The organism is Methylovirgula sp. 4M-Z18, from assembly GCF_037890675.1.
GTDB lineage: Bacteria > Pseudomonadota > Alphaproteobacteria > Rhizobiales > Beijerinckiaceae > 4M-Z18.
Window position 1 is genome coordinate 976,070 of the sequence record NZ_CP149574.1, and the last position, 18,367, is coordinate 994,436.

Consider the following 18,367-nt stretch of genomic DNA (forward strand, 5'->3'; position numbering starts at 1 on the left):
AATCGGAAAATTGCTCTAAGCTTTATTGGTCGCATTCCCGAAAAGTCGAACAGCTTTTCGGGTCAATGCTCGAAAGAAAGAGGGTTTTCATGTCCACGGAAAAGGTCACCGACGCCAGCTTCGAGGCCGACGTCTTGAAATCGTCTGAGCCTGTGGTTGTCGACTTCTGGGCGGAATGGTGCGGCCCTTGTAAGATGATCGCGCCGGCGCTGGACGAAATCGCCAAGGAAATGGCCGGCAAGGTGAAGGTCGTGAAGCTCAATGTCGATGAGAATCCGGCCGTGTCCGCCAAGCTCGGCATTCGCTCGATCCCGACGCTGATGCTGTTCAAGAATGGCCAGGTCGCGTCGCAAAAGGTGGGCGCTGCGCCGAAGGGCGAACTCGTGAAATGGATCAACGGCGCGGCTTAATTTTCACAGCCAAGCGGATCGTCGATCAGGGCCTCCATGCGGAGGCCCTTTTTCATATAAGCGTTTTTTCCGGCGAGGCGCAGAGGTCGGCGATGATGCACTTCTCGCACTCCGGCTTGCGCGCCTTGCAGACATAACGGCCGTGCAGAATGAGCCAGTGGTGGGCGTGGCGCAGGAACTCCTTCGGGATGATCTTTTCCAACCCCAGTTCGACTTCGAGCGGCGTCTTGCCGGGCGCGAGCGGAATGCGGTTGGATACGCGGAAAAGATGGGTATCCACCGCGATCGTCGGCTCGCCGAAGGCAATGTTCAAGACCACATTGGCGGTCTTGCGGCCGACGCCTGGGAGCGTTTCCAGCGCGGCGCGGTCGCGCGGCACCTTGCCGCCGAAATCGTCGAGGATTTTGCGCGACAAAGCGATGACGTTCTTGGCTTTGGTGCGGAAGAGGCCGATGGTCTTGATGTGCTCGCGTAGCCGCTCCTCGCCGAGGTCAAGCATTTTCTGAGGCGTGTCGGCCACCTCAAACAGGGCCTTCGTCGCCTTGTTGACGCCAACGTCGGTCGCCTGCGCCGACAGCGCCACGGCGACCACCAGCGTGTAGGGATTGACGTAATCGAGTTCGCCCTTGGGTTCCGGGTCGGCCCGCTCGAACCGCGTGAAGATTTCACGCACTTTCGCCGGGTCGGGCAGGGCGCGTTTGGGCTTTTTGCCCGCCGTCTTGGCGGCAGCGGGCTTCTTGATCGCTTTTGGCTTTTGCGTCGTCATAATGTCTTATAAGATCAAAGGTCGCGAGAAGCGACCTTTGAACCGCTCTTCATTTTTCGCAATCGCCTTGAAAAGGCGAAAAATGAAGAAAGGAACCAACGGTCACTTTTCGTGACCGTTGGTATAAGATTGCCACGTTGGGCGGCACAACGGCGCGGAGTTGACCCCATGGAGCTTCTTTCCGATCCGCTGCAAAAGGAAATATTTTCGCGCACGATTCATCCGCATCGCTCCATGAGCTGGAAGGGCGTGAAAATCCTGCTCTGCTGCGTCGGTTTCGCGAGTGCCTTCGTCAGTCTGCCGTTTTTTCTCTTGGGCGCCTGGCCGGTCGTCGGTTTTCTCGGCCTTGATGTGCTCCTCCTTTATTTTGCCTTCAAGCTGAATTTCAAGGCGGCGCGGGCCTACGAGTTGATCACGCTCAATCCGCTCGAATTGCAGCTCGCGAAGGTGAGCGCCAAGGGCGCGCGGCAGGAATGGCGTTTCAATCCTGTCTGGGTGCGGTTGCGGCGCGAAGAGCACGAGGAGTTCGGCGTGCAAAGGCTCGAATTGATCTCGCGCGGCACATCGGTCGAAGTGGCGGGCTTTTTGGGGCCGGATGCCAAGGCCGATTTCGCTCGCGATCTCAATCGTGCGCTGTCGGACGCGCGGCGCGGCGCGCATTTTTCATGAATGGAGACGTCCGCATCGTTTTCGGGTGGCGGAACGGGTTCAAAGGGCGCAAGCAGCGGCGATGACACACGATGAAACGTGAGACGATGCTTGACCTTGTCCATTCCGAACCGTCTGTCGTCGCGCTTGGGATCGACGATGGACAGGCCGGCGATTACGCCCGTGTGAAACAGGCGCTCGAATATATCCACGGCCGCTGGCGCAGCCAGCCCGCGCTTGAGGAGATCGCGGCGCATGTCGGGCTGTCGACCTCGCATCTGCACCACCTGTTCCGCCGCTGGGCCGGCCTGTCGCCGAAGGCTTTTCTCCAGGCGATCACGCTCGATCATGCGCGCGGCCTTTTGCGCGAGTCGGCATCGGTGCTCGATACGGCCTATGAGGTCGGACTGTCGGGGCCGGGCCGGCTGCACGATCTCTTCGTGACCCATGAGGCGATGTCGCCGGGCGATTACAAAACCGGCGGCGAGGGGCTGATCTTGCGCTACGGCTTTCATCCGTCGCCCTTCGGCGAGGCCCTGATCGTCGCGACCGGTCGCGGCCTCGCCGGGCTTGGCTGGGTGGATGAAAAGGCCGGTCCCGGCCGGGCGCGGGGAGACGGCAAGCCCGCGGGCGGACGTTCCGGCGCGCTTAGCGATATGCAGCGGCGCTGGCCACGCGCCGCCTTCGTCGAAGACCTTGCGGCAACCGCGCCTCTCGCAGCGCGCGCCTTCGATCCCGCGCTGTGGAAGCCGGACATGCCACTGCGCGTTGTCCTCATCGGCACGGATTTCGAAGTGCGGGTATGGGAGACGCTGTTGCGTATTCCGGTCGGCCGTGCCACGACCTATGGCGATATCGCCGCGCATCTCGGCAAGCCCAAGGCCGCGCGCGCCGTCGGCACTGCGGTCGGGCGCAATCCGATTTCGTTCGTCGTGCCGTGCCATCGTGTGCTCGGCCGCTCCGGCGCGCTCACCGGCTACCATTGGGGCGTGACGCGCAAACAGGCGATCTTGGGGTGGGAAGCCGGCTGCGCGGCGAGCTGATACTTGAGCTTAAGGAATGACGGATTTGTCCTGTCCCATCGGTATTGTTGTCGTGTCCGACCGCGCCAGCGCCGGCATTTACGAGGATCGCGGCGGTCCGGCGATCGAGGCCTGGCTCGCGAATGTCCTGACGTCGGCCTGGACGCCGCTGAAGCGCATCATCCCAGACGAGAAGGATGTGATCGCGGCGACGCTGATCGAACTGGCCGACGAGCACAAATGCGGCCTCATCCTCACCACCGGCGGCACGGGTCCCGCGCCGCGCGACGTGACGCCCGAGGTGACGGAAGCCGTCTGCGAACGTTTGCTGCCGGGTTTTGGCGAATTGATGCGGCAAAAGAGCCTGCTCGAAGTGCCGACCGCCATTCTGTCCCGGCAGATTGCGGGCACGCGCGGGTCGTCTCTCTTGATCAACCTGCCGGGCAAGCCGTCGGCCATCGGCACATGTCTCGATGCGGTGTTCCCGGCCGTGCCCTATTGCATCGATCTCATCGGCGGCCCGCGCCTTGAAACCGATCCGGCGAAATGTGCGGCATTCCGACCCAAGGGCAGCTAAAACACATTTCTAGAAAAGTTGATCCCTTTTCGATTCAGAATCGGCAGTCTACGCGGCGAAGTAAAAGCTAGAGTGAGTTTCCATCCAATCGGAAAATTACTCGAGATCTTGCCGCTCTGTGATGTGCGTGTTGCAGGTGCCCAGCGACTGGCATGATCGCCCAAAAGGTATCCACAAGCCCGGTTCTCGCCGCAATAAGCGCTTAGGTCTTGACTTGTATATTGCCATATGGCTATATAGCTAGATGGAAATTCACTTATCCCAACCTGATCGTTTGAACAAAGCGTTCTCCGCTCTCGCCGACCCGACCCGGCGCGCCATCCTGATGCGCCTAAGCGTGAGCGAAGCGACCGTGTCCGAACTTATGACGCCGTTCGCGCTGAGCCAGCCGACGATCTCGAAACATTTGAAGGTGCTCGAGGAGGCCGGCTTGATCGAGCGGGGGCGTGATGCGCAGCGGCGCCCGCGCAAGCTGGTGCCCTCGGTTCTCAAGGATGTTGCGGATTGGGTCGAGCCGTTCCGCACGCAATGGGAATGCAGGCTCGACAATCTCGATGCGCATCTCGCCACAATGAAATCCGTGGAGAAGTGAAATGTTGACCACGAACGCGTCCAGGACCAATTCCAAGCTCATCATTGACCGCGCCGCGCACTCGATAAGGTTGGAACGCGAGTTTAGCGCCCCGCGCATGCAGGTGTTCGAAGCCTGGACTCGGCCCGAGCATGTTGCCTGTTGGTGGGACCCTTCAGGGGAGCGCTTGATGGCCTGCGAAATCGACTTGCGCCCAGGTGGAGCCTTCAAATTCGTCATGAAGGCACGTCCAGAAATGCCATTCGCCGGGACATACCTTGAAATCGCCCCACCCGATCGCCTCGTGTTCGAAGCCCTCGCCGCCACAGGTCGCGTGTTGCTGCACGAATCTGCAGGCAAAACGCGCCTATCAGTGCAGATTGAATGCCGGTCAGCGCAGCACCTCGATCAATTTCTCGAAATGGGCGTTGACCGAGGCACGTCTCAAACCCTCGACAACCTTGTCACTTATGTGGGCGTCGCGTCGCGATCAGCGGCAAACGCCTAATGCGCGATCTCGGCAGAGCATGGACTTGAACGCACGATGCAGCACGCTCTTGTGACCTCCAATCCAACATTCCTAGCCTATGTCGTAACCAGCATCGTTTTGTGCCTCAATCTCCTGGGGCTCTGGGTTGCAAGCGGAGCGGTGCGTGCGCGGGGCGGCGTGGCAATCAACCCGGAGGACGGTGCGCGCTATGGCGTCTGTGTGTCGGAATTGGATCCACCGAGCGTGGCCCGATATCTCCGGGTGCATCGAAACGCGGAAGCGACGACCTACCCATTTCTGTTGTTAGGCCTTGTCTATGTGCTGGCGGGAGGCAGTGTGTGGATTGCCGCCCCCATCTTTGCGCTCTTCGTCATGGCGAGGCTTGCCCACTCGATCGTCTATTTGCGGGGCATCCAACCCTGGAGAACGATCGCTTTTGCAACATCGCTGATGGCGACCATGACCCTGATGCTGGCCATCCTCTACGTCTTCATGAGGGCTTGACGGCAATCCCCACTAGACGATCCGGGTGCGCACGGTACCAATGCCGGCGATTTGGCCTGCCAGAACGTCGCCTTTCGCCACGGCCGCAACGCCGTCCGGCGTGCCGGAAAAGATCAGATCGCCGGGCGCCAGCACGACGAGGCGTGAGAGATAGGCGATCGTTTCCGGCACGCTCCAGATCATCTTGGCGAGATCGGACGATTGCCGCACGTTGCCGTTCACACGCAATTCGATGAGACCCTGATCCGGGTGGCCGGCAATCGCGGCCGGAACGATGTCGCCGATCGGCGCCGAATGATCGAAACCCTTGGCCATGTCCCATGGCCGGCCGTGCTTCTTCGCCTCGGCCTGCAGATCGCGCCGCGTCATGTCGAGCCCTGCCGCGTAACCAAAGACATGCTGCAGTGCGACGCTTTCGGCAATACCGCGGCCGCCTTGGCCGATCGCCACGACCATTTCCATCTCGTGATGCAGGTCTTGCGTCATCGTCGGGTAGGGCATATCCGCACCGCCCGCCACCAGCGCGTCTGCCGGTTTGGTAAAGAAGAACGGCGTTTCGCGATTGGGATCGCCGCCCATCTCGCGCACATGCGCGGCGTAATTGCGCCCGACACAAAAGATACGCCGGACGGGAAACAGGCCGCCGCCTTGCACCGGCACGCCGACAATCGGCGGAGCGGGAATGACATAATCGGTCATCGGTCTCTCTATTCGGTGATGAGCTTGTATTTGCTGCCGGCCTTCAGCTCGCCGCCTGGCTCGATCTCGTTGATGATCGCGAAATTCTCGACCGGACGGTCGATCGTCATGTGCGATCCGAGCGTTTCCACCGTGTCGCTTGCCGTCGCCGTGACGATGGTGATGCGCAGCGGCTTCACCTTTTCCGCTTCCTCGCCATTGACGCGGCGGAAACTGTCGATCGAGGCGCGGAAACGTTCGGCCCGTTCCGGCGTCATGGCACGGGTCGCAAAGATCAGCCGGTAGACGTCATTGCCGAGGCGGATCGCCGCGATACGGAACGCCCAGTCGCCGCTCGTGGCGAATGCGGTCGCTGCCGGCAGGCCATTGACGGTGACGGTTTCGATCGAATTCTTGTCGAGCCCGTCGACCCATCCCGCCGTCATGTAGGATTCGAGCGAGGTCGTCGTTGGAATGCGCACCGAATCGAGCCGGAGCGCCTCGGTGGAATCTTCATTGGTGCCGAGGACCGCCCGGGCCGTGTTCTCCAAATTGAACCCGTCCGGCGCGACGAAGGCAAAGCCGAGCTTCGGGTGGATGAAATGCGTGCCGCGAATATAGCCTTCCGCCGGGTCGTCGCCGTAAATCATGCCGTTGATGGCATTCAGAAAACCGTCGCGGTCCGGGCTCCCGGTGCCGGGTGCGCCGATCATGCGGGCCTCGTCGATGGCACGGTTGATCCGCTCAGGCGTCGACGGATGGGTCGCCATGATATCCATCTTGTTGTCCGCGCCGCTCTTTTGGCCGAGCATGTCGGAGCGCAGCGCCGCCGAGCGGTCGAGCGATTGCAGGAACCGCGAGGCGCCGTACGGATCATAGCCGGCATGGCCGATGACGTTGACGCCAATTTTGTCGGCCTCGAGTTCCTGCAAGCGCGAGAAGCTCGCCAGGGTCAGCGCCTGGCTCACCTGCACTTCCTCGCTCTTGGCCTTGTTCTGGACGACCGCAGCCGCCTTGGTGATGACGGCGGAGCGCTTTTCGAGTTCGGCCCGCTGCGAGGCATGTTTGGCGGTGACGTGACCGATTTCATGCGCCATGACAGCGGCAACTTCCGACCCGTCGTTGGCCAAGGCCAACAGGCCGCGGGTGATGTAAAGGTTGCCGGAGGGCAGGGCGAAGGCATTGACCGCCGGCGTGTTCAGCACGGTCACGTGGTAGATCAAGCCTTGGTCGCTGGCAGCGGCGGAGAGCTTGCCCAGCATGTCGTTGAGATAATGCTCAAGCGTCGGATCGCGATATTCGCCGCCGAACAGCGCAACAAGCCGTTTATGCTCGCGGGCGTCTTCGCTTTCCACGCCCGTGGCACGCGGCGCCTGGGGCGGCACGACGGCCGGCCCATTTTGGCCATTATCACTCTCCAAACTGGCGCAAGCCGATAAGGAAAGAAAAACAGCCAGAACGAGACCGCGCGTTCCTCGTTGCCAGAGCGCTTGTCCTATGAGGCCAATTTTACTCACTCACAAACCCGTAACCTATGCGGCCCCACAACGATGCCAGCAGCCGACCATAACCCCACTTTGCCCGATTTTAGCACAGATTCAAACTGGGCGGTCAGGGTTTTGCCACGATTTCGACCGCGGCGGGAGTGGTGATCTCGATTTCGGGGCCATAAAATTGACCTAATATGCCGCGTATGCGGAGCCGCGCTCCGGCGAGGGATTTCAGGGAGATTCCAGCTTTCTCAAAGGCTTTTTCATCCCGGCGCAGGATTGTCACGGCGAGATCGCGCCAGCGGCTGGCGCCGAAATTCAGATAGAGGCGCGTCCGGCTCTCCCCTGTTCCAACCACATCGCCTTCAACGATCACAAATTTCCCCAGCTTTGCGCTTAGCGCATCCCTGTTATCCGCTGAGAGCGGGCCAAAGATCGCATCCGTCCAGATGCCGCGCTTTTCCGCCCGCGCCATCGCCTCGGCCGCCAGCAAATCGGCGAGGCAGGCCGTCTCACCGGCCTCTGGCGCGACGCGCAGCTTGCCCGCCGCAACGAGGCGAAGGGCGACGGATTGAACGTCGCCATTGTCTGCCGAAGGGGCAAAAATCTCGGCATCGAGCCGCTGCCAGCGATCCGGCGAGGGGGTGACACGCCGCATCAGCACGGTCGTGCCCACGAGCCATTCGCGCAAGCTTTCGGTGACGTCGTAAAGAGCATCGTCCGCGTCCGGGTCGAGCGCCAGGTTCTCGACGCCATCAAGCCGCAGCAAGGTCCCCTTGTCGGTCACCAGTTCCATCCGGTCGTTCACTGCGGCAATCGTCACCGTTTCGGCGGCGCCGGGCAGGCATGCGGCCCGGGCGCCGGCCACGCCCGCGGTCCATAGACAGGCGAGAATGATCAGAACGGTGCGACAGAGGGGGCGTTTCATGCAACATCGGTCATGCCATATTATACCAAAGGTCGCAAAGAGCGACCTTTGGACCGCTCTTCATTTTTCGTACTCGCCTTGAAAAGGCGAAAAATGAAGAAAGGAACCAACGGTCACTCTCCGTGACCGTTGGCACTATAGCGACCTTGAACATTCACCCTTTGACCGCTCAACGCCTGGAGACATTCATGGAAATCAAACGCAGCGGCGCGCAGCCCTCCACTAAAGGGTCGGCGGATTATTTCACCGGCACGGTGCGGATCGATCCGCTGTTCAGCCCGCCCGAGCCGTCGCGCGTCGCCGGAGCCTTGGTCACGTTCGAGCCGGGTGCCCGCACCGCCTGGCACACCCATCCCTTCGGTCAGACACTGATCGTCACCGCCGGCTGCGGCTGGGCGCAGCGCGACGGCGGCCCGATCGAAGAGATCCGGCCCGGCGATGTGGTGTGGTTTGCCCCCGGCGAAAAACATTGGCACGGCGCGACGCCGACAACGGCGATGAGCCATGTCGCCGTTCAGGAAAAGCTCAACGGCTCGCCGGTCGATTGGCTGGAACAGGTGAGCGACGAGCAATATCGCGCATGACGGCAGCGCCGTGAGGATCACGCATCGAGTCCCGATACGATGAAATCCGGCACATGGCCGCAGGCGGCACATTCTTTGGCGAGTTCCTGCTCCGAGAGGTCGGCCAGAATGCCGGTGCGGACGAGCGCGGCGAAGGCGCCGAAGCGGTGCGCTCCGGCGACATCGTGCTCGACGGAATCGCCGACGCACAGAATGTCGGCGGGCCGCGGCGCGCTCAGGCGCTGCGCCGCCTCTGTGTAGATCGCCGGAAACGGTTTGCCGATCCGGACCACCGTGCCGCCGAGCCGTTCGTAAAGATCGGCGATCTCGCCGGCGCCCGGGTAGGTGGCATCGCCCACCAGCATGAGCTGATCGGGGTTCGAGCACAGGCATGCCACCTGACGTTCGGCGGCGGGGCGCAAGCGGTCGGCGTAGGCGTTCATGGCGATCCGGGGACTTTGGCTGCCGGTGATGATGACCAGATCCGCCGCGGCGCCATCGTCGGTGTCCGACATACCGAGCTCGCGCGCGAACCCATCGTCCGGCGATGAGCCGATGACGAGGCAGCGCGTCGCCCGGGTAAGGGGGACGGGCACTTCGCTGTTGCGCAGCATCGCGGCGGCGACATCGCCCGAGGTGACGAAATCGTCGTAAAGCTCGCGGGCGATGCCGAGCGTCGCCATGCGCTCGGCGTTGTAGGCGCCGGAGCGCCCCGAATTCGACAGGATAACGATGCGCGCGCCACGCTGCTTCAGCCGTGCCAGTGCCTGGGCCGCGCCCGGATAAGGTGTGCGGCCATTGTGCAGGACGCCATATTGATCGAAGAGGAAGTAATCGAAGGCGGATGCAATGGTTTGAAACAGCGGTCGGGCGTGCATGTCAGGCCTTTACCATACGTTCCAGCACCAGACGGGCGGTGCCGACGCAGGCCTCTTGCGAGGCGGCGGCGGCGAAGGGAACCTTGAGCATATTCGCGCGAATCTTTGTCCAGGCGGCATTGTCGGCCCCGCCGCCGACACTGCGCACGCTGACGAGCGGCGGCGCGCCGAGTTCGTGCAGCCGCCGATAGGCAAGCGCTTCGACTTCGGCGATGCCCTCCAGCACGGCCTGGAAGAAGGCCGCCTCATCCGCCGGGCGTGGCTGGAGGCGGGGCGCGAGATTGGGATCGTTGATCGGGAACCGCTCGCCGGGGGCGAGCAGGGGATAGAAATGCAGGCCGGTCGGCGCTTCGGGCCGGAGTTGCTCCGTCAGGTCCGCCAGGCGATCGCGCGGAAACAGCGTCTCGATCACCTTGCCGCCGGTGTTGGAGCCGCCGCCGACGAGCCAACGCGCGCCGAGCCGGTGGCTGTAAATGCCATAGGCCGGGGCGGAGATCGGCTTGTCGGCGAGCAACTTGATGACGAGCGTCGAGCCGAGCGCGGTCACCGCGTCGCCTATGGCCGCGGCGCCGGTCGCCAGGAAGGAGGCGCAACCGTCGGTGGTGCCGGCGCAGACCTGCAGAGCTGCCGGCAGGCCCAGCGCCAGGCCCGCGGGTCCGATTGGCGCCACCGGCGCGCCGGGCTCATACACATCGGGCAATTTGTGGCGGTGCGCGCCCGCGCGAGACACCCAGTCGGGCCAGCAGCGAGCGACAGGATCGTAGCCCGTCTTCAAGGCGTTGTTCTCGTCGGAACAATCGTACCGATCGGTCAAGCGTCCGAGCAGCCAATCGGCCTGATGCAGGACGCGCGACACTTGCGGCCGGTCCTGCATCATCAGCACGCGAGCGAGGGCCGAGGAACTGCCCAAGGCCGCGCTGTCGGGCGGCGCTTCGCGGGCGATACGCGCGAGAATGTCGGCATTCCCGCAGGGCTCGGAATACATGCGCGCCGGTCCGACCGGATCGCCGGACGCATCAACCGCAACCACCGTGCCGGAGGTGCCGTCGATCGCCAAGGCCTGGACGGCCGAAAGGTCACACTCCCGTGCGAGGCGCCGCAGGCTCGCTTGCGCGGCATGCCACCAGCTTGCCGGTGTGGTCGGTTCGAGGCCTTCGGTGGCGAAACGGGTCGCCGCCGTGCCGACGACGGCGCCGTCGCGGGTCAGGGCCGCGGCGCGCACGCCGGATGTGCCGACATCGAGGCCGATCACATGCGCCGTCACGGCTGCCGATCCGTCGTTCGCGTCGTGTCGAGGGCTTGCCGGTATTTTTCCGCCTCCCAGTGAGTCAGCGCATATTCGTCGCTCGGACTGAGCCGCACAAGCTCCGCATCGGGTGCCAGGCGCTGAGCCACGTCGAGCAGGCACAGGGCCATCATCTCCGCCGATGGCTTGGCCGTGCGATGAGGGACCACGCCTTGCCCGGGCAGACTCAAGAGCAGGGGCGGCTCGTCGCGCCAGCCGGGCTGGCGCATCGCGGCGCCGGTGGCGATATCCGGCGCCTCGACCACGCCCGGCCCGAGGAAGATCACGTGATCGGGATAGAGCGAGCCGCCCTGCACGACGGCGCGCGTGACCGGATCGAGTGCCAGGCCGTGCAGGCGCGGGTCGTGCGGCAGGCGATAATCCGTTCCCGCCACGAGCCGTTCGAGCGCCGCGAGATCGGCTTGCGGGACCGGGCGCGGCGCTGTCCGCAACGCCGCGCAGACTCTTTCGATCCGGTCCTCGGTTTCGGCGACGGTGGCGCCCGCCACGACAAGACCGTGGTTGCCGAGGATCAGGACATTGGTCTGCGGCCGGGCGCGCTCGGCGATCGCCTTGGCCAGCGGCAGGCCGGGGCGGCGGTAGGGAATATAGGTCCAGGCCACGTCCTGCAGCGGCGCGAGCCGGGACGCGACGATCGCTTCGCAATCCTTCCGCACCGCGAGCGCAATCGTCTCGACACAATGAAAATGCGCCACGACCGCATGGGGAATGAGCGCATGCACGCTCGTCTCGATCGATGGCCGCAAGCGGTCGGGATTGCGGGCATCGTCGACGAAGGCGACGGCGGTTTCGCTGCGCGGATCGTTCATCGCCAAGGCCATGCGCAGCGGCGGCAGATGCACCGGCACCATGATGTTGCGCTCCAACGCATGGGCGAGCCAGGTTCCGGAGGCCTTGATCCACAAGACGTCGTCCTGTTTCAGCGACGTGTTGCCGCCCGCGCCTTGCGTCCGCAGCGGATCCGCCCCGAGCTTGGCCGAGAGTGCCTGCAGCCGTTGGAGTTCGTCGAAGTCGGCCTGCGTCATTCTGTTCCCTCTGAACAGGCGGTTCGTGCCTGCCGTCGTGCCGCGTTGCTGAGTTCACGCCATGTGTCGCGATAGGCTTCCAGTCCTTGGAGCGTGCTGCCGGCGACGTGCAGCGTTTCGTCCTTGAAGGGTGACAGGCCTAAGGCGTGGAAGGCGAGCGCCGCCGCCCCCTTGGCGGTTCCCTCGCTGGCGGTGCTGCACAGCACCGTCTGTTTGGGGCGCAGTTGCGCCAACATGGTGGTGAACAGCGCGATCTTAGTCAGGCCGCCGTCGACCACGATCTTGTTGGTGGAATGGATGAGATCGAGCGCGAGATCGGTCATCATGGTCACATAGAGTGCCGCCAGGGCCGCACGCTCTTCGCCCGACACCTCGCCACCGACGATCGTGCCCTTGATTTCGGGGAAGGGGCCGCCGGCCTCCCACGAGGGCAGCGCGAAGACACCGCGCGCGATCACCGCCTCGACCGCGTTCCGGCTGATCTGCTCGCTCCAGCCCCGGCCGATGAGATCGTTTTCACGCCCGCCCATGAAGCGCAGCGACGGCGCGGCCATACCTTCCACCGTGACATTGCACAGCATGTCGCGCTCGGCGTCCAAGGCGCTCAATGGGCAATCGGGATTGATGACGACGACCCAGGTTCCGGTCGAGACGAGGGTGAAATCCTGCAAGCCCGTCATGCGGTAGTAGGAGAAGGCTGCATTGGTGTCGTGAACACCATTGTGCACATCGATCGTCTGGCGCGTGCCGTCGGGCAGATCCAGGCTTGTGCTGCCGATGATGGCGCCGGAGGGCATGATCTGCGGAAATTTGCCCCGCCATCCGAGCCGGTCGACTAGCGAGCTATAGGTGCGTTTAAAGGGCGCCCATAAATGGCAATGCACGCCAAGGTACGAATATTCGGAGAGCCGGCGGCCGCTGAAACGCCAGACCCAATATTGCGAGTAGCCGAGAATTGCTTCGGTTGCGGCAAAGAGCTCCGGCTCCTCTTGCGCCATCCAATAGACATGGCGCCCGTAGCATAGGCCCAAGGGCAGGCGAGGGGTGAAGGCCTCGGAATAGTCGGGGACCACGGTTTCGAAAGTTGCGGCGATGGTATCGGGGATTTCCTGTTCGTAGTCGAGCACGGGATGCATCAGCTCGCTCTCGCCGCGCACCAGGGCGAAGGTGCAGCCATGGGCCGATACCATCACGCTTCCGACGTCGTGCCGGCTGACGGCCGCGGCCAATTCCTGTTGCATCCAGGTGAAGAGCTTCTGATCGTCGAGCACTTGGCGGCCCTTGTAGGAAATCCAGGCCGGCTTGGTGCGCCTCTCGTCCAGAATCGAACCGTCCGGCGCGAAGACGAACATTTTGCTGTTGGTCTTGCCGAGATCGAAGACCGCGACGGGACGACGTTTCGATGTCGTCCCGGTCATCGAAGCGGCCTCGCTCCGAGCCAGTTGGAGACGTCGACGCGCCAGCCAAATACCTGAGATTCACGCGGAGGGTGAGCGGGCGCCCAATGATCGCTTGCCGCGATTTGGAACTTATGAGCAAGATCGCTCAATTCCTTTCCCCCGACGTATTACTTATAGCTCATCTGATTAATTCTAATCGAATGCCTTTAGATGTCAACCAAATAAGAGGTAGTTGCATCATATATTGATCTACCTTAATCATTGATTCGCGCAGCGAACACCTTTCATCCGTATCCGATCGAGGGCGTCGCTTTGGCGAGGACCATCGGGGGCGCGGTTTGCGATTGGGCTTCTCAGGGGAAGGGCACCGCCGCCGCGATGCGCAATTCCATCACTTGTTGCTTGAAATACATCTCCAGCTGAATAAACTTCGTCAAAACAGACGAGTGGTGAGGAACCGTTGAGCGATCCGGAACGACAACGGGCAATTATCGAATATCTGCACGACCGCCCCTTCGCGTCCGTCCGCGAATTGCAGGGGCATCTCAGCGTTTCGGCTGCGACCGTGCGGCGCGACATCGACGATATCGACCGGCTCGGCGTCGCCCGCAAAGTCTATGGCGGTATTTCGGCGCTGCGGGTTCCGTTGCAGTCGGTTGCTCTGGCGCTGCCCTATGAGAAAAATCGCGACCTCGCCATCGATGCGAAGAGCCGGATCGCCGATATGGCCGCGACCATGGTGCAGGATGGCGACGCCATCATCATCAATGGCGGATCGACCTGCTTCCATCTCGGCGTCAAGTTGGCGGACCGGAGCTTTCGTCTGTTCACCAATTCCATGCCGTTGGCCGCCTATATGAGCGAGCATGGCCGCTGCAGCCTCACGATTGCTGGGGGAGACCTGCATCGCGAGCCGCGCGTCCTCTATTCGCCGCAGCAGTCGCCGTTCTTTGCGTCGAAGTTTTTCATCGGCGCGCAAGGCATCGGTCCCGACGGCATACTCGAGTCGCATCCGCTTCTCGTGCGCTCGCTCCAGGAAATGAGCCAATATGCCGACCAGATCATTGTCCTGGCGGATAGCCGCAAGTTTTCGATTCACGCGCGGCATGTCGCCTTGCCGCTGTCGCGGATCGGGACGATTATCACCGATAGCGGCTTGACCGACGCGGCTGCGCGCATGCTGGAGAATGAGGGGATCAGGGTGCGCATCGCTGAGGCATTGTCCGATTGACCGCTGGCTGTCGGGGCGCTCGTGTGTGAGCTAAGTTGATCACTTCAGCATTCAGGTCGCATCGCTTTTCCATCAGTTGATCTCTGGTTTTATTGCGGAAAATCTGCATTAAGTAATTGGAAAATTTTAAAAAAATAGGATTAATGCCGTCTGGCGCCCTTGTAATGTAATGATGGAATTTGGTCAGATTTGATACAATCGATGCAATATCTGCTTTTATTTGCTTGACGAAAATCTGGGGTGTGATTTAGTTGCGTCAAATGACTTAAAAATGAAAAATGCTGGGAGGATACCGGGATGCGCGGGACGCTCGTCCATCATATGGCTTTCGCTCCAGATTGGCGGGACGTGCCATGAGCGCTGTCGTCCGCCTCACGGACATTTCCAAATCCTTTTCCGGCATAACGGTGCTGCGCGATATCAATTTCGACGTGCGGCCGGGCGAAGTCCACGCGCTGCTCGGGGAGAATGGCGCCGGCAAATCCACATTGATCAAGGTGATAGCCGGTGTGCATAGGCCCAACAGCGGCACGCTCGAAGTGGCGGGCGAGGAAGTCGTGTTCCATTCCCCGCGCCAGGCCCGCCGTCACGGCGTCGCAACGGTCTACCAGGAATTGCTGCTCTTCCCCGAATTGACCGTGGCCGAGAACATCTTCCTCGGCAATGCCCCGCGCCAGGGCTGGGGCGGGCTCGACTGGAACACGATGCGCCAGCGGGCGCGCCAATTGCTCGACTCCCTCGACAGTCATGATCTCGATATCGATGCCAAGGTCGGCACGCTCTCGGTCGCCAACCGCCAGCGCGTCGAGATCGCCAAGGCCCTGTCCCAGGAGGCCAAGGTGCTGATCATGGACGAGCCGACGGCGGCGCTCGTCGAGGCCGACGTCCGCCGGCTGATAAGCGTGGTCAAGAAGCTGCGCGAGCGCGGCGTCGCGATCATCTACGTGTCGCATCGCATGCCCGAGATTTTCGAACTGGCGGATCGCGTCACGGTGCTGCGCGACGGCAGCTATATCGGCACGCGCGACATCAGCGAAGTCACCGAGGCGTCGCTGGTCTCGATGATGGTCGGCCGGTCCATCGAGCAGATGTTTCCGAAGATCGATGCACCGCACGGTGATGTGGCGCTGGAACTGCGCGACGTGTCCTACGGCAAGAAGGTGCAGAACATCTCGCTCACCCTGCGGTCCGGCGAGATCCTCGGGCTTGCCGGCCTGATCGGCTCGGGCCGGACGGAACTCGCGCTGACCATCTTCGGGATCACGCCCGCGACCACCGGCGAGATCCTGGTCGATGGCCGTAAGGTTGCGATCGATGGGCCGCGCACGGCGCGCGATCTTGGCATCGCCTATGTGCCGGAGGATCGCGGCTCTCAAGGTTTGGTGCGGCCGATGACCATCCGGGAGAATGTCTCGATGGCGGTGCTCGACCAGATGTCGAACGGCTTTGCCATCCGCTTTGGCGACGAGTTCCGCCGCTCTGTCGAAGCGATCAAGCGCTTAGGGATCCGCGCGCGCGGCCCGGAGCAAATCGTCGGCCAATTGTCTGGCGGCAACCAGCAGAAGGTGGTGCTCGCCAAGTGGCTGGAGGCCAATCCGCGCATCCTCATCCTGGACGAGCCGACACGTGGCATCGACGTCGGCGCCAAGGCCGAAATTTATGCGCTGATGGGGCGGCTGGCGCAGCAAGGCGTCGCCATCCTGATGATTTCGAGCGAGCTGCCAGAGGTGCTCGGCATGAGCGACCGCGTTCTCGTCATCAATTCCGGGCGCATCGTCGCCGCGTTCGACCGCGCGCAGGCGACGCCCGATGCGGTTGGCGCTGCGATGACGGGATCGCAGCCGCTGAAGGGAGCCGCCTGATGACGGACAGCGCGTCTCTTCGCAGCAGCGCGTTGCGCAGCCCGCTCTCGCGTCTCGCCGGCGGACTTGGCCAGGAACTCGTGGTGCTCGGCGCCTTGATCCTGCTCTTCGTCTTGGTTGGTCTTTATAATCCGCGCTTTCTCTCCCCCAGCAACCTCAACGCGATCTTCGCCGGCAACGCCTATATTGCCGTTGCCGCCATCGGCATGGCGATGGTGATCATCTCTGGCCATATCGACGTGTCCGTCGGCTCGCTGATCGGCGTGCTCGCCACCATCGCCGGCACGCTGGCGACGAAAGGCTATCCGGTTTGGATCGCGTGGTCGGTGCCCGTACTCGTGGGCATTCTTATCAACAGCTTCACCGGCCTGCTTGTCGCCTATGCCAATATTCCCTCGATCGTCGTCACGCTCGGCATGCTCTCGATCCTCAAGGGCGCTCTCATTCTTGCCACCAACGGCAATTGGATCACGAACTTGCCGGCGGATTTCCTCCTCGCGCAGCACTACTGGTTCGGCCTGCGCTCGCCGATCGTGATCATGGTGGGGCTCACGATTCTGGTGGCCTTCTGGATGCGCTATTTCGCCTTCGGCCGCTCGATCTATGCCGTCGGCGGCAATGCGGAAGCGGCGCGTGCCGCCGGCATCGCGGCCAAGCCCGTCACCGTCATCGTCTTCGCCATCCACGGCTTCTTCGCCGGCCTCGCCGCGCTGCTTTTTGCCACACAACTGCAAGTGATCCAGTCGACGGTGCCGCCGGGCCTCGAACTTACCGTGATCACCGCGGCGGTGATCGGCGGCGTCTCGATCCTGGGCGGCACCGGCACGGTGCTTGGCTCGACCATCGCGGCCATGTTGTTCGCGACCATCACCTCGGCGCTGACCTTCATGCCCTATTCGAACGTGCTCGTGTTTTGGAAACAGGCCATCGTCGGCATTCTCATCCTCATTACCGTGCTGGCGGATATGATCCGCCGCCACCGTATGATTTGAGGAGGCGATATGAACTGGCGCGCCTTGCTCCTTCGCCACGAAACGGTTCTCGCTTTGCTGCTCGCGGCGGGACTCGCCTTCTTGTCCTCGGCCTCGGACAGATTCCTCACGCTCGACAACATTCTCAACCAGGCCCGGCTGATGACGGAAGTCGGTCTGATCGCGCTGGCCATGACCTTCGTGATCGTCACCGGCGGTATCGATCTTTCCGTTGGCTCTATCGTCGGCGTCGTCGCTATTCTGCTCGGGGTGCTTTGGCAGAATGTCGGCCTGCCGCTGCCGCTCGCCATCGTGCTGGCGCTTGCCATCGGTACGCTTTGCGGCCTCGTGAATGGCCTCATCATCACCCGATTCAAAGTGCCACCGTTGATCGCGACGCTGGCGACATTGGCGCTTTATCGCGGCCTTGCCGAAGGCATCAGCCAGGCGCGCTCCGTGCGCGGCTATCCCGATTGGTTCCTGGTGTTCGGCCAGGGCCAGATGATGGGCATTCCCGTGCAGGTCTGGCTGTTGATCGCGGCTGCTATTCTAGCGGCTTGTATCCTGGGCTTGAGCGTTTTCGGCCGGTCCACGTATGCAATTGGTTCGAACGAGATTGCCGCGCGCTTTTCCGGCATCGCCGTCGATCGCACCAAAATCCTGATCTATAGCGCCTCGGGCCTGTGCGCCGCGCTGGCGGCGGTGATCTTCGTGTCTCGGGTGACGACGACGCGCTCGGATATGGGATCGGGCTGGGAACTCGATGCGATCACGGCCGTGGTGCTCGGCGGTACGAGCATTTTCGGCGGCCGCGGCACGATCATGGGGACGGCGCTCGGTCTCGCCCTGATGCAGGCGCTGAAGAACGGCTTGCTGCTGAAAGGGTACAAGGGGGACAGCACCATCATCCTGATCGGCGCGGCCCTGATCCTGACTGTGCTCTTGAGCAATCTGGTTCCTATGCTGAGCGGTCTAGCTGCGCGCAGACAGCAGGCGTGACGAAGGTTTTTCGGCAGCCGGTACGAAAGCCGGCGAATAGTGGAGGTA

The 18,367-nt window shown here is 62.5% G+C and carries 20 protein-coding genes; 12 read left to right on the forward strand and 8 right to left on the reverse strand.

Going from position 1 to position 18,367, the window contains the following annotated elements:
- Nucleotides 1-89: 89 nt before the first annotated feature.
- Nucleotides 90-410 carry a thioredoxin TrxA gene (gene trxA / locus V9T28_RS04440; protein WP_116401095.1) on the forward strand — a complete coding sequence of 107 codons (321 nt, stop codon included), beginning with the start codon at nucleotides 90-92 and terminating at the stop codon, nucleotides 408-410.
- Between the two features lie 52 nt (nucleotides 411-462).
- Here trxA and nth read toward each other — a convergent pair whose 3' ends face one another.
- The gene (gene nth / locus V9T28_RS04445) at nucleotides 463-1,176 is read right to left on the reverse strand and encodes an endonuclease III (protein WP_116401033.1); all 714 of its coding nucleotides are present in this window, start codon (nucleotides 1,174-1,176) and stop codon (nucleotides 463-465) included.
- A 168-nt stretch (nucleotides 1,177-1,344) separates the two neighbouring features.
- Between nth and V9T28_RS04450 the strand changes: the two genes are divergently transcribed.
- From V9T28_RS04450 to V9T28_RS04475, 6 genes are all read left to right on the forward strand, one after another.
- On the forward strand, nucleotides 1,345-1,845 hold the full coding sequence (locus tag V9T28_RS04450) for a DUF2244 domain-containing protein (protein ID WP_116401034.1): 501 nt from the start codon (nucleotides 1,345-1,347) through the stop codon (nucleotides 1,843-1,845).
- A gap of 71 nt (nucleotides 1,846-1,916) precedes the next feature.
- The gene (locus V9T28_RS04455; protein WP_116401035.1) at nucleotides 1,917-2,867 is read left to right on the forward strand and encodes a methylated-DNA--[protein]-cysteine S-methyltransferase; all 951 of its coding nucleotides are present in this window, start codon (nucleotides 1,917-1,919) and stop codon (nucleotides 2,865-2,867) included.
- A 16-nt stretch (nucleotides 2,868-2,883) separates the two neighbouring features.
- A complete protein-coding gene (mog, locus tag V9T28_RS04460; protein WP_116401036.1) occupies nucleotides 2,884-3,423 on the forward strand; it encodes a molybdopterin adenylyltransferase in 540 nt (179 codons plus the stop codon).
- Between the two features lie 244 nt (nucleotides 3,424-3,667).
- Nucleotides 3,668-4,015 carry an ArsR/SmtB family transcription factor gene (locus V9T28_RS04465; protein WP_116401037.1) on the forward strand — a complete coding sequence of 116 codons (348 nt, stop codon included), beginning with the start codon at nucleotides 3,668-3,670 and terminating at the stop codon, nucleotides 4,013-4,015.
- 1 nt (nucleotide 4,016) lies between these two features.
- A complete protein-coding gene (locus V9T28_RS04470; RefSeq protein WP_116401038.1) occupies nucleotides 4,017-4,502 on the forward strand; it encodes an SRPBCC domain-containing protein in 486 nt (161 codons plus the stop codon).
- Nucleotides 4,503-4,538: 36 nt separating this feature from the next.
- The gene (locus V9T28_RS04475) at nucleotides 4,539-4,988 is read left to right on the forward strand and encodes an MAPEG family protein (RefSeq protein ID WP_116401039.1); all 450 of its coding nucleotides are present in this window, start codon (nucleotides 4,539-4,541) and stop codon (nucleotides 4,986-4,988) included.
- A 12-nt stretch (nucleotides 4,989-5,000) separates the two neighbouring features.
- Here V9T28_RS04475 and V9T28_RS04480 read toward each other — a convergent pair whose 3' ends face one another.
- The 3 genes from V9T28_RS04480 to V9T28_RS04490 form a co-directional block, all read right to left on the reverse strand.
- The gene (locus tag V9T28_RS04480) at nucleotides 5,001-5,687 is read right to left on the reverse strand and encodes a fumarylacetoacetate hydrolase family protein (protein WP_116401040.1); all 687 of its coding nucleotides are present in this window, start codon (nucleotides 5,685-5,687) and stop codon (nucleotides 5,001-5,003) included.
- Between the two features lie 8 nt (nucleotides 5,688-5,695).
- A complete protein-coding gene (locus tag V9T28_RS04485) occupies nucleotides 5,696-7,051 on the reverse strand; it encodes a M48 family metalloprotease (protein WP_245424107.1) in 1,356 nt (451 codons plus the stop codon).
- Nucleotides 7,052-7,277: 226 nt separating this feature from the next.
- Nucleotides 7,278-8,084, reverse strand: coding sequence for a thermonuclease family protein (locus V9T28_RS04490; RefSeq protein WP_116401041.1), 807 nt, complete (start codon nucleotides 8,082-8,084; stop codon nucleotides 7,278-7,280).
- A 188-nt stretch (nucleotides 8,085-8,272) separates the two neighbouring features.
- On the opposite strand from V9T28_RS04490, the gene V9T28_RS04495 reads away from it, so the two are divergent.
- Complete coding sequence (locus V9T28_RS04495) at nucleotides 8,273-8,668, forward strand: (R)-mandelonitrile lyase (protein ID WP_116401042.1); 396 nt, start codon at nucleotides 8,273-8,275, stop codon at nucleotides 8,666-8,668.
- Nucleotides 8,669-8,685: 17 nt separating this feature from the next.
- Here V9T28_RS04495 and V9T28_RS04500 read toward each other — a convergent pair whose 3' ends face one another.
- From V9T28_RS04500 to V9T28_RS04515, 4 genes are read right to left on the reverse strand one after another with little or no spacing between them, the layout of a single operon-like run.
- On the reverse strand, nucleotides 8,686-9,525 hold the full coding sequence (locus V9T28_RS04500) for a TIGR01459 family HAD-type hydrolase (RefSeq protein WP_116401043.1): 840 nt from the start codon (nucleotides 9,523-9,525) through the stop codon (nucleotides 8,686-8,688).
- A 1-nt stretch (nucleotide 9,526) separates the two neighbouring features.
- Complete coding sequence (locus V9T28_RS04505) at nucleotides 9,527-10,789, reverse strand: FGGY-family carbohydrate kinase (protein ID WP_116401044.1); 1,263 nt, start codon at nucleotides 10,787-10,789, stop codon at nucleotides 9,527-9,529.
- Nucleotides 10,786-11,856, reverse strand: coding sequence for a class II aldolase/adducin family protein (locus tag V9T28_RS04510; RefSeq protein ID WP_116401045.1), 1,071 nt, complete (start codon nucleotides 11,854-11,856; stop codon nucleotides 10,786-10,788). The genes V9T28_RS04505 and V9T28_RS04510 overlap by 4 nt, the downstream gene beginning before the upstream one ends.
- Nucleotides 11,853-13,274: an FGGY-family carbohydrate kinase gene (locus V9T28_RS04515; protein ID WP_116401046.1), complete on the reverse strand. Its 1,422-nt coding sequence runs from the start codon at nucleotides 13,272-13,274 to the stop codon at nucleotides 11,853-11,855. Before V9T28_RS04515 ends, V9T28_RS04510 begins: the two co-directional genes overlap by 4 nt.
- A 442-nt stretch (nucleotides 13,275-13,716) precedes the next feature.
- Between V9T28_RS04515 and V9T28_RS04520 the strand changes: the two genes are divergently transcribed.
- The 4 genes from V9T28_RS04520 to V9T28_RS04535 all read left to right on the forward strand — a co-directional run bounded on the left by V9T28_RS04520 (nucleotide 13,717) and on the right by V9T28_RS04535 (nucleotide 18,319).
- Entirely contained in the window at nucleotides 13,717-14,487 is a 771-nt protein-coding gene (locus V9T28_RS04520) for a DeoR/GlpR family DNA-binding transcription regulator (protein WP_116401047.1), read from the forward strand.
- Between the two features lie 353 nt (nucleotides 14,488-14,840).
- A complete protein-coding gene (locus V9T28_RS04525) occupies nucleotides 14,841-16,349 on the forward strand; it encodes a sugar ABC transporter ATP-binding protein (protein ID WP_116401048.1) in 1,509 nt (502 codons plus the stop codon).
- Nucleotides 16,349-17,341: an ABC transporter permease gene (locus tag V9T28_RS04530; protein ID WP_116401049.1), complete on the forward strand. Its 993-nt coding sequence runs from the start codon at nucleotides 16,349-16,351 to the stop codon at nucleotides 17,339-17,341. The genes V9T28_RS04525 and V9T28_RS04530 overlap by 1 nt, the downstream gene beginning before the upstream one ends.
- A 9-nt stretch (nucleotides 17,342-17,350) precedes the next feature.
- Nucleotides 17,351-18,319 carry an ABC transporter permease gene (locus tag V9T28_RS04535; RefSeq protein WP_116401050.1) on the forward strand — a complete coding sequence of 323 codons (969 nt, stop codon included), beginning with the start codon at nucleotides 17,351-17,353 and terminating at the stop codon, nucleotides 18,317-18,319.
- The last annotated feature ends 48 nt before the right edge of the window (nucleotides 18,320-18,367 follow it).

Coding starts and splice junctions, on each gene's coding strand:
- V9T28_RS04510 (WP_116401045.1), bottom strand. CDS start 11,856: ATGACGCAGGCCGACTTCGACGAACTCCAACGGCTGCAGGCACTCTCG.
- V9T28_RS04515 (WP_116401046.1), bottom strand. CDS start 13,274: ATGACCGGGACGACATCGAAACGTCGTCCCGTCGCGGTCTTCGATCTC.
- mog (WP_116401036.1), top strand. CDS start 2,884: ATGACGGATTTGTCCTGTCCCATCGGTATTGTTGTCGTGTCCGACCGC.
- trxA (WP_116401095.1), top strand. CDS start 90: ATGTCCACGGAAAAGGTCACCGACGCCAGCTTCGAGGCCGACGTCTTG.
- V9T28_RS04525 (WP_116401048.1), top strand. CDS start 14,841: ATGAGCGCTGTCGTCCGCCTCACGGACATTTCCAAATCCTTTTCCGGC.
- V9T28_RS04490 (WP_116401041.1), bottom strand. CDS start 8,084: ATGAAACGCCCCCTCTGTCGCACCGTTCTGATCATTCTCGCCTGTCTA.
- V9T28_RS04500 (WP_116401043.1), bottom strand. CDS start 9,525: ATGCACGCCCGACCGCTGTTTCAAACCATTGCATCCGCCTTCGATTAC.
- V9T28_RS04475 (WP_116401039.1), top strand. CDS start 4,539: ATGCAGCACGCTCTTGTGACCTCCAATCCAACATTCCTAGCCTATGTC.
- V9T28_RS04530 (WP_116401049.1), top strand. CDS start 16,349: ATGACGGACAGCGCGTCTCTTCGCAGCAGCGCGTTGCGCAGCCCGCTC.
- V9T28_RS04465 (WP_116401037.1), top strand. CDS start 3,668: ATGGAAATTCACTTATCCCAACCTGATCGTTTGAACAAAGCGTTCTCC.
- V9T28_RS04480 (WP_116401040.1), bottom strand. CDS start 5,687: ATGACCGATTATGTCATTCCCGCTCCGCCGATTGTCGGCGTGCCGGTG.
- V9T28_RS04535 (WP_116401050.1), top strand. CDS start 17,351: ATGAACTGGCGCGCCTTGCTCCTTCGCCACGAAACGGTTCTCGCTTTG.
- V9T28_RS04470 (WP_116401038.1), top strand. CDS start 4,017: ATGTTGACCACGAACGCGTCCAGGACCAATTCCAAGCTCATCATTGAC.
- V9T28_RS04450 (WP_116401034.1), top strand. CDS start 1,345: ATGGAGCTTCTTTCCGATCCGCTGCAAAAGGAAATATTTTCGCGCACG.
- V9T28_RS04495 (WP_116401042.1), top strand. CDS start 8,273: ATGGAAATCAAACGCAGCGGCGCGCAGCCCTCCACTAAAGGGTCGGCG.
- nth (WP_116401033.1), bottom strand. CDS start 1,176: ATGACGACGCAAAAGCCAAAAGCGATCAAGAAGCCCGCTGCCGCCAAG.
- V9T28_RS04455 (WP_116401035.1), top strand. CDS start 1,917: ATGAAACGTGAGACGATGCTTGACCTTGTCCATTCCGAACCGTCTGTC.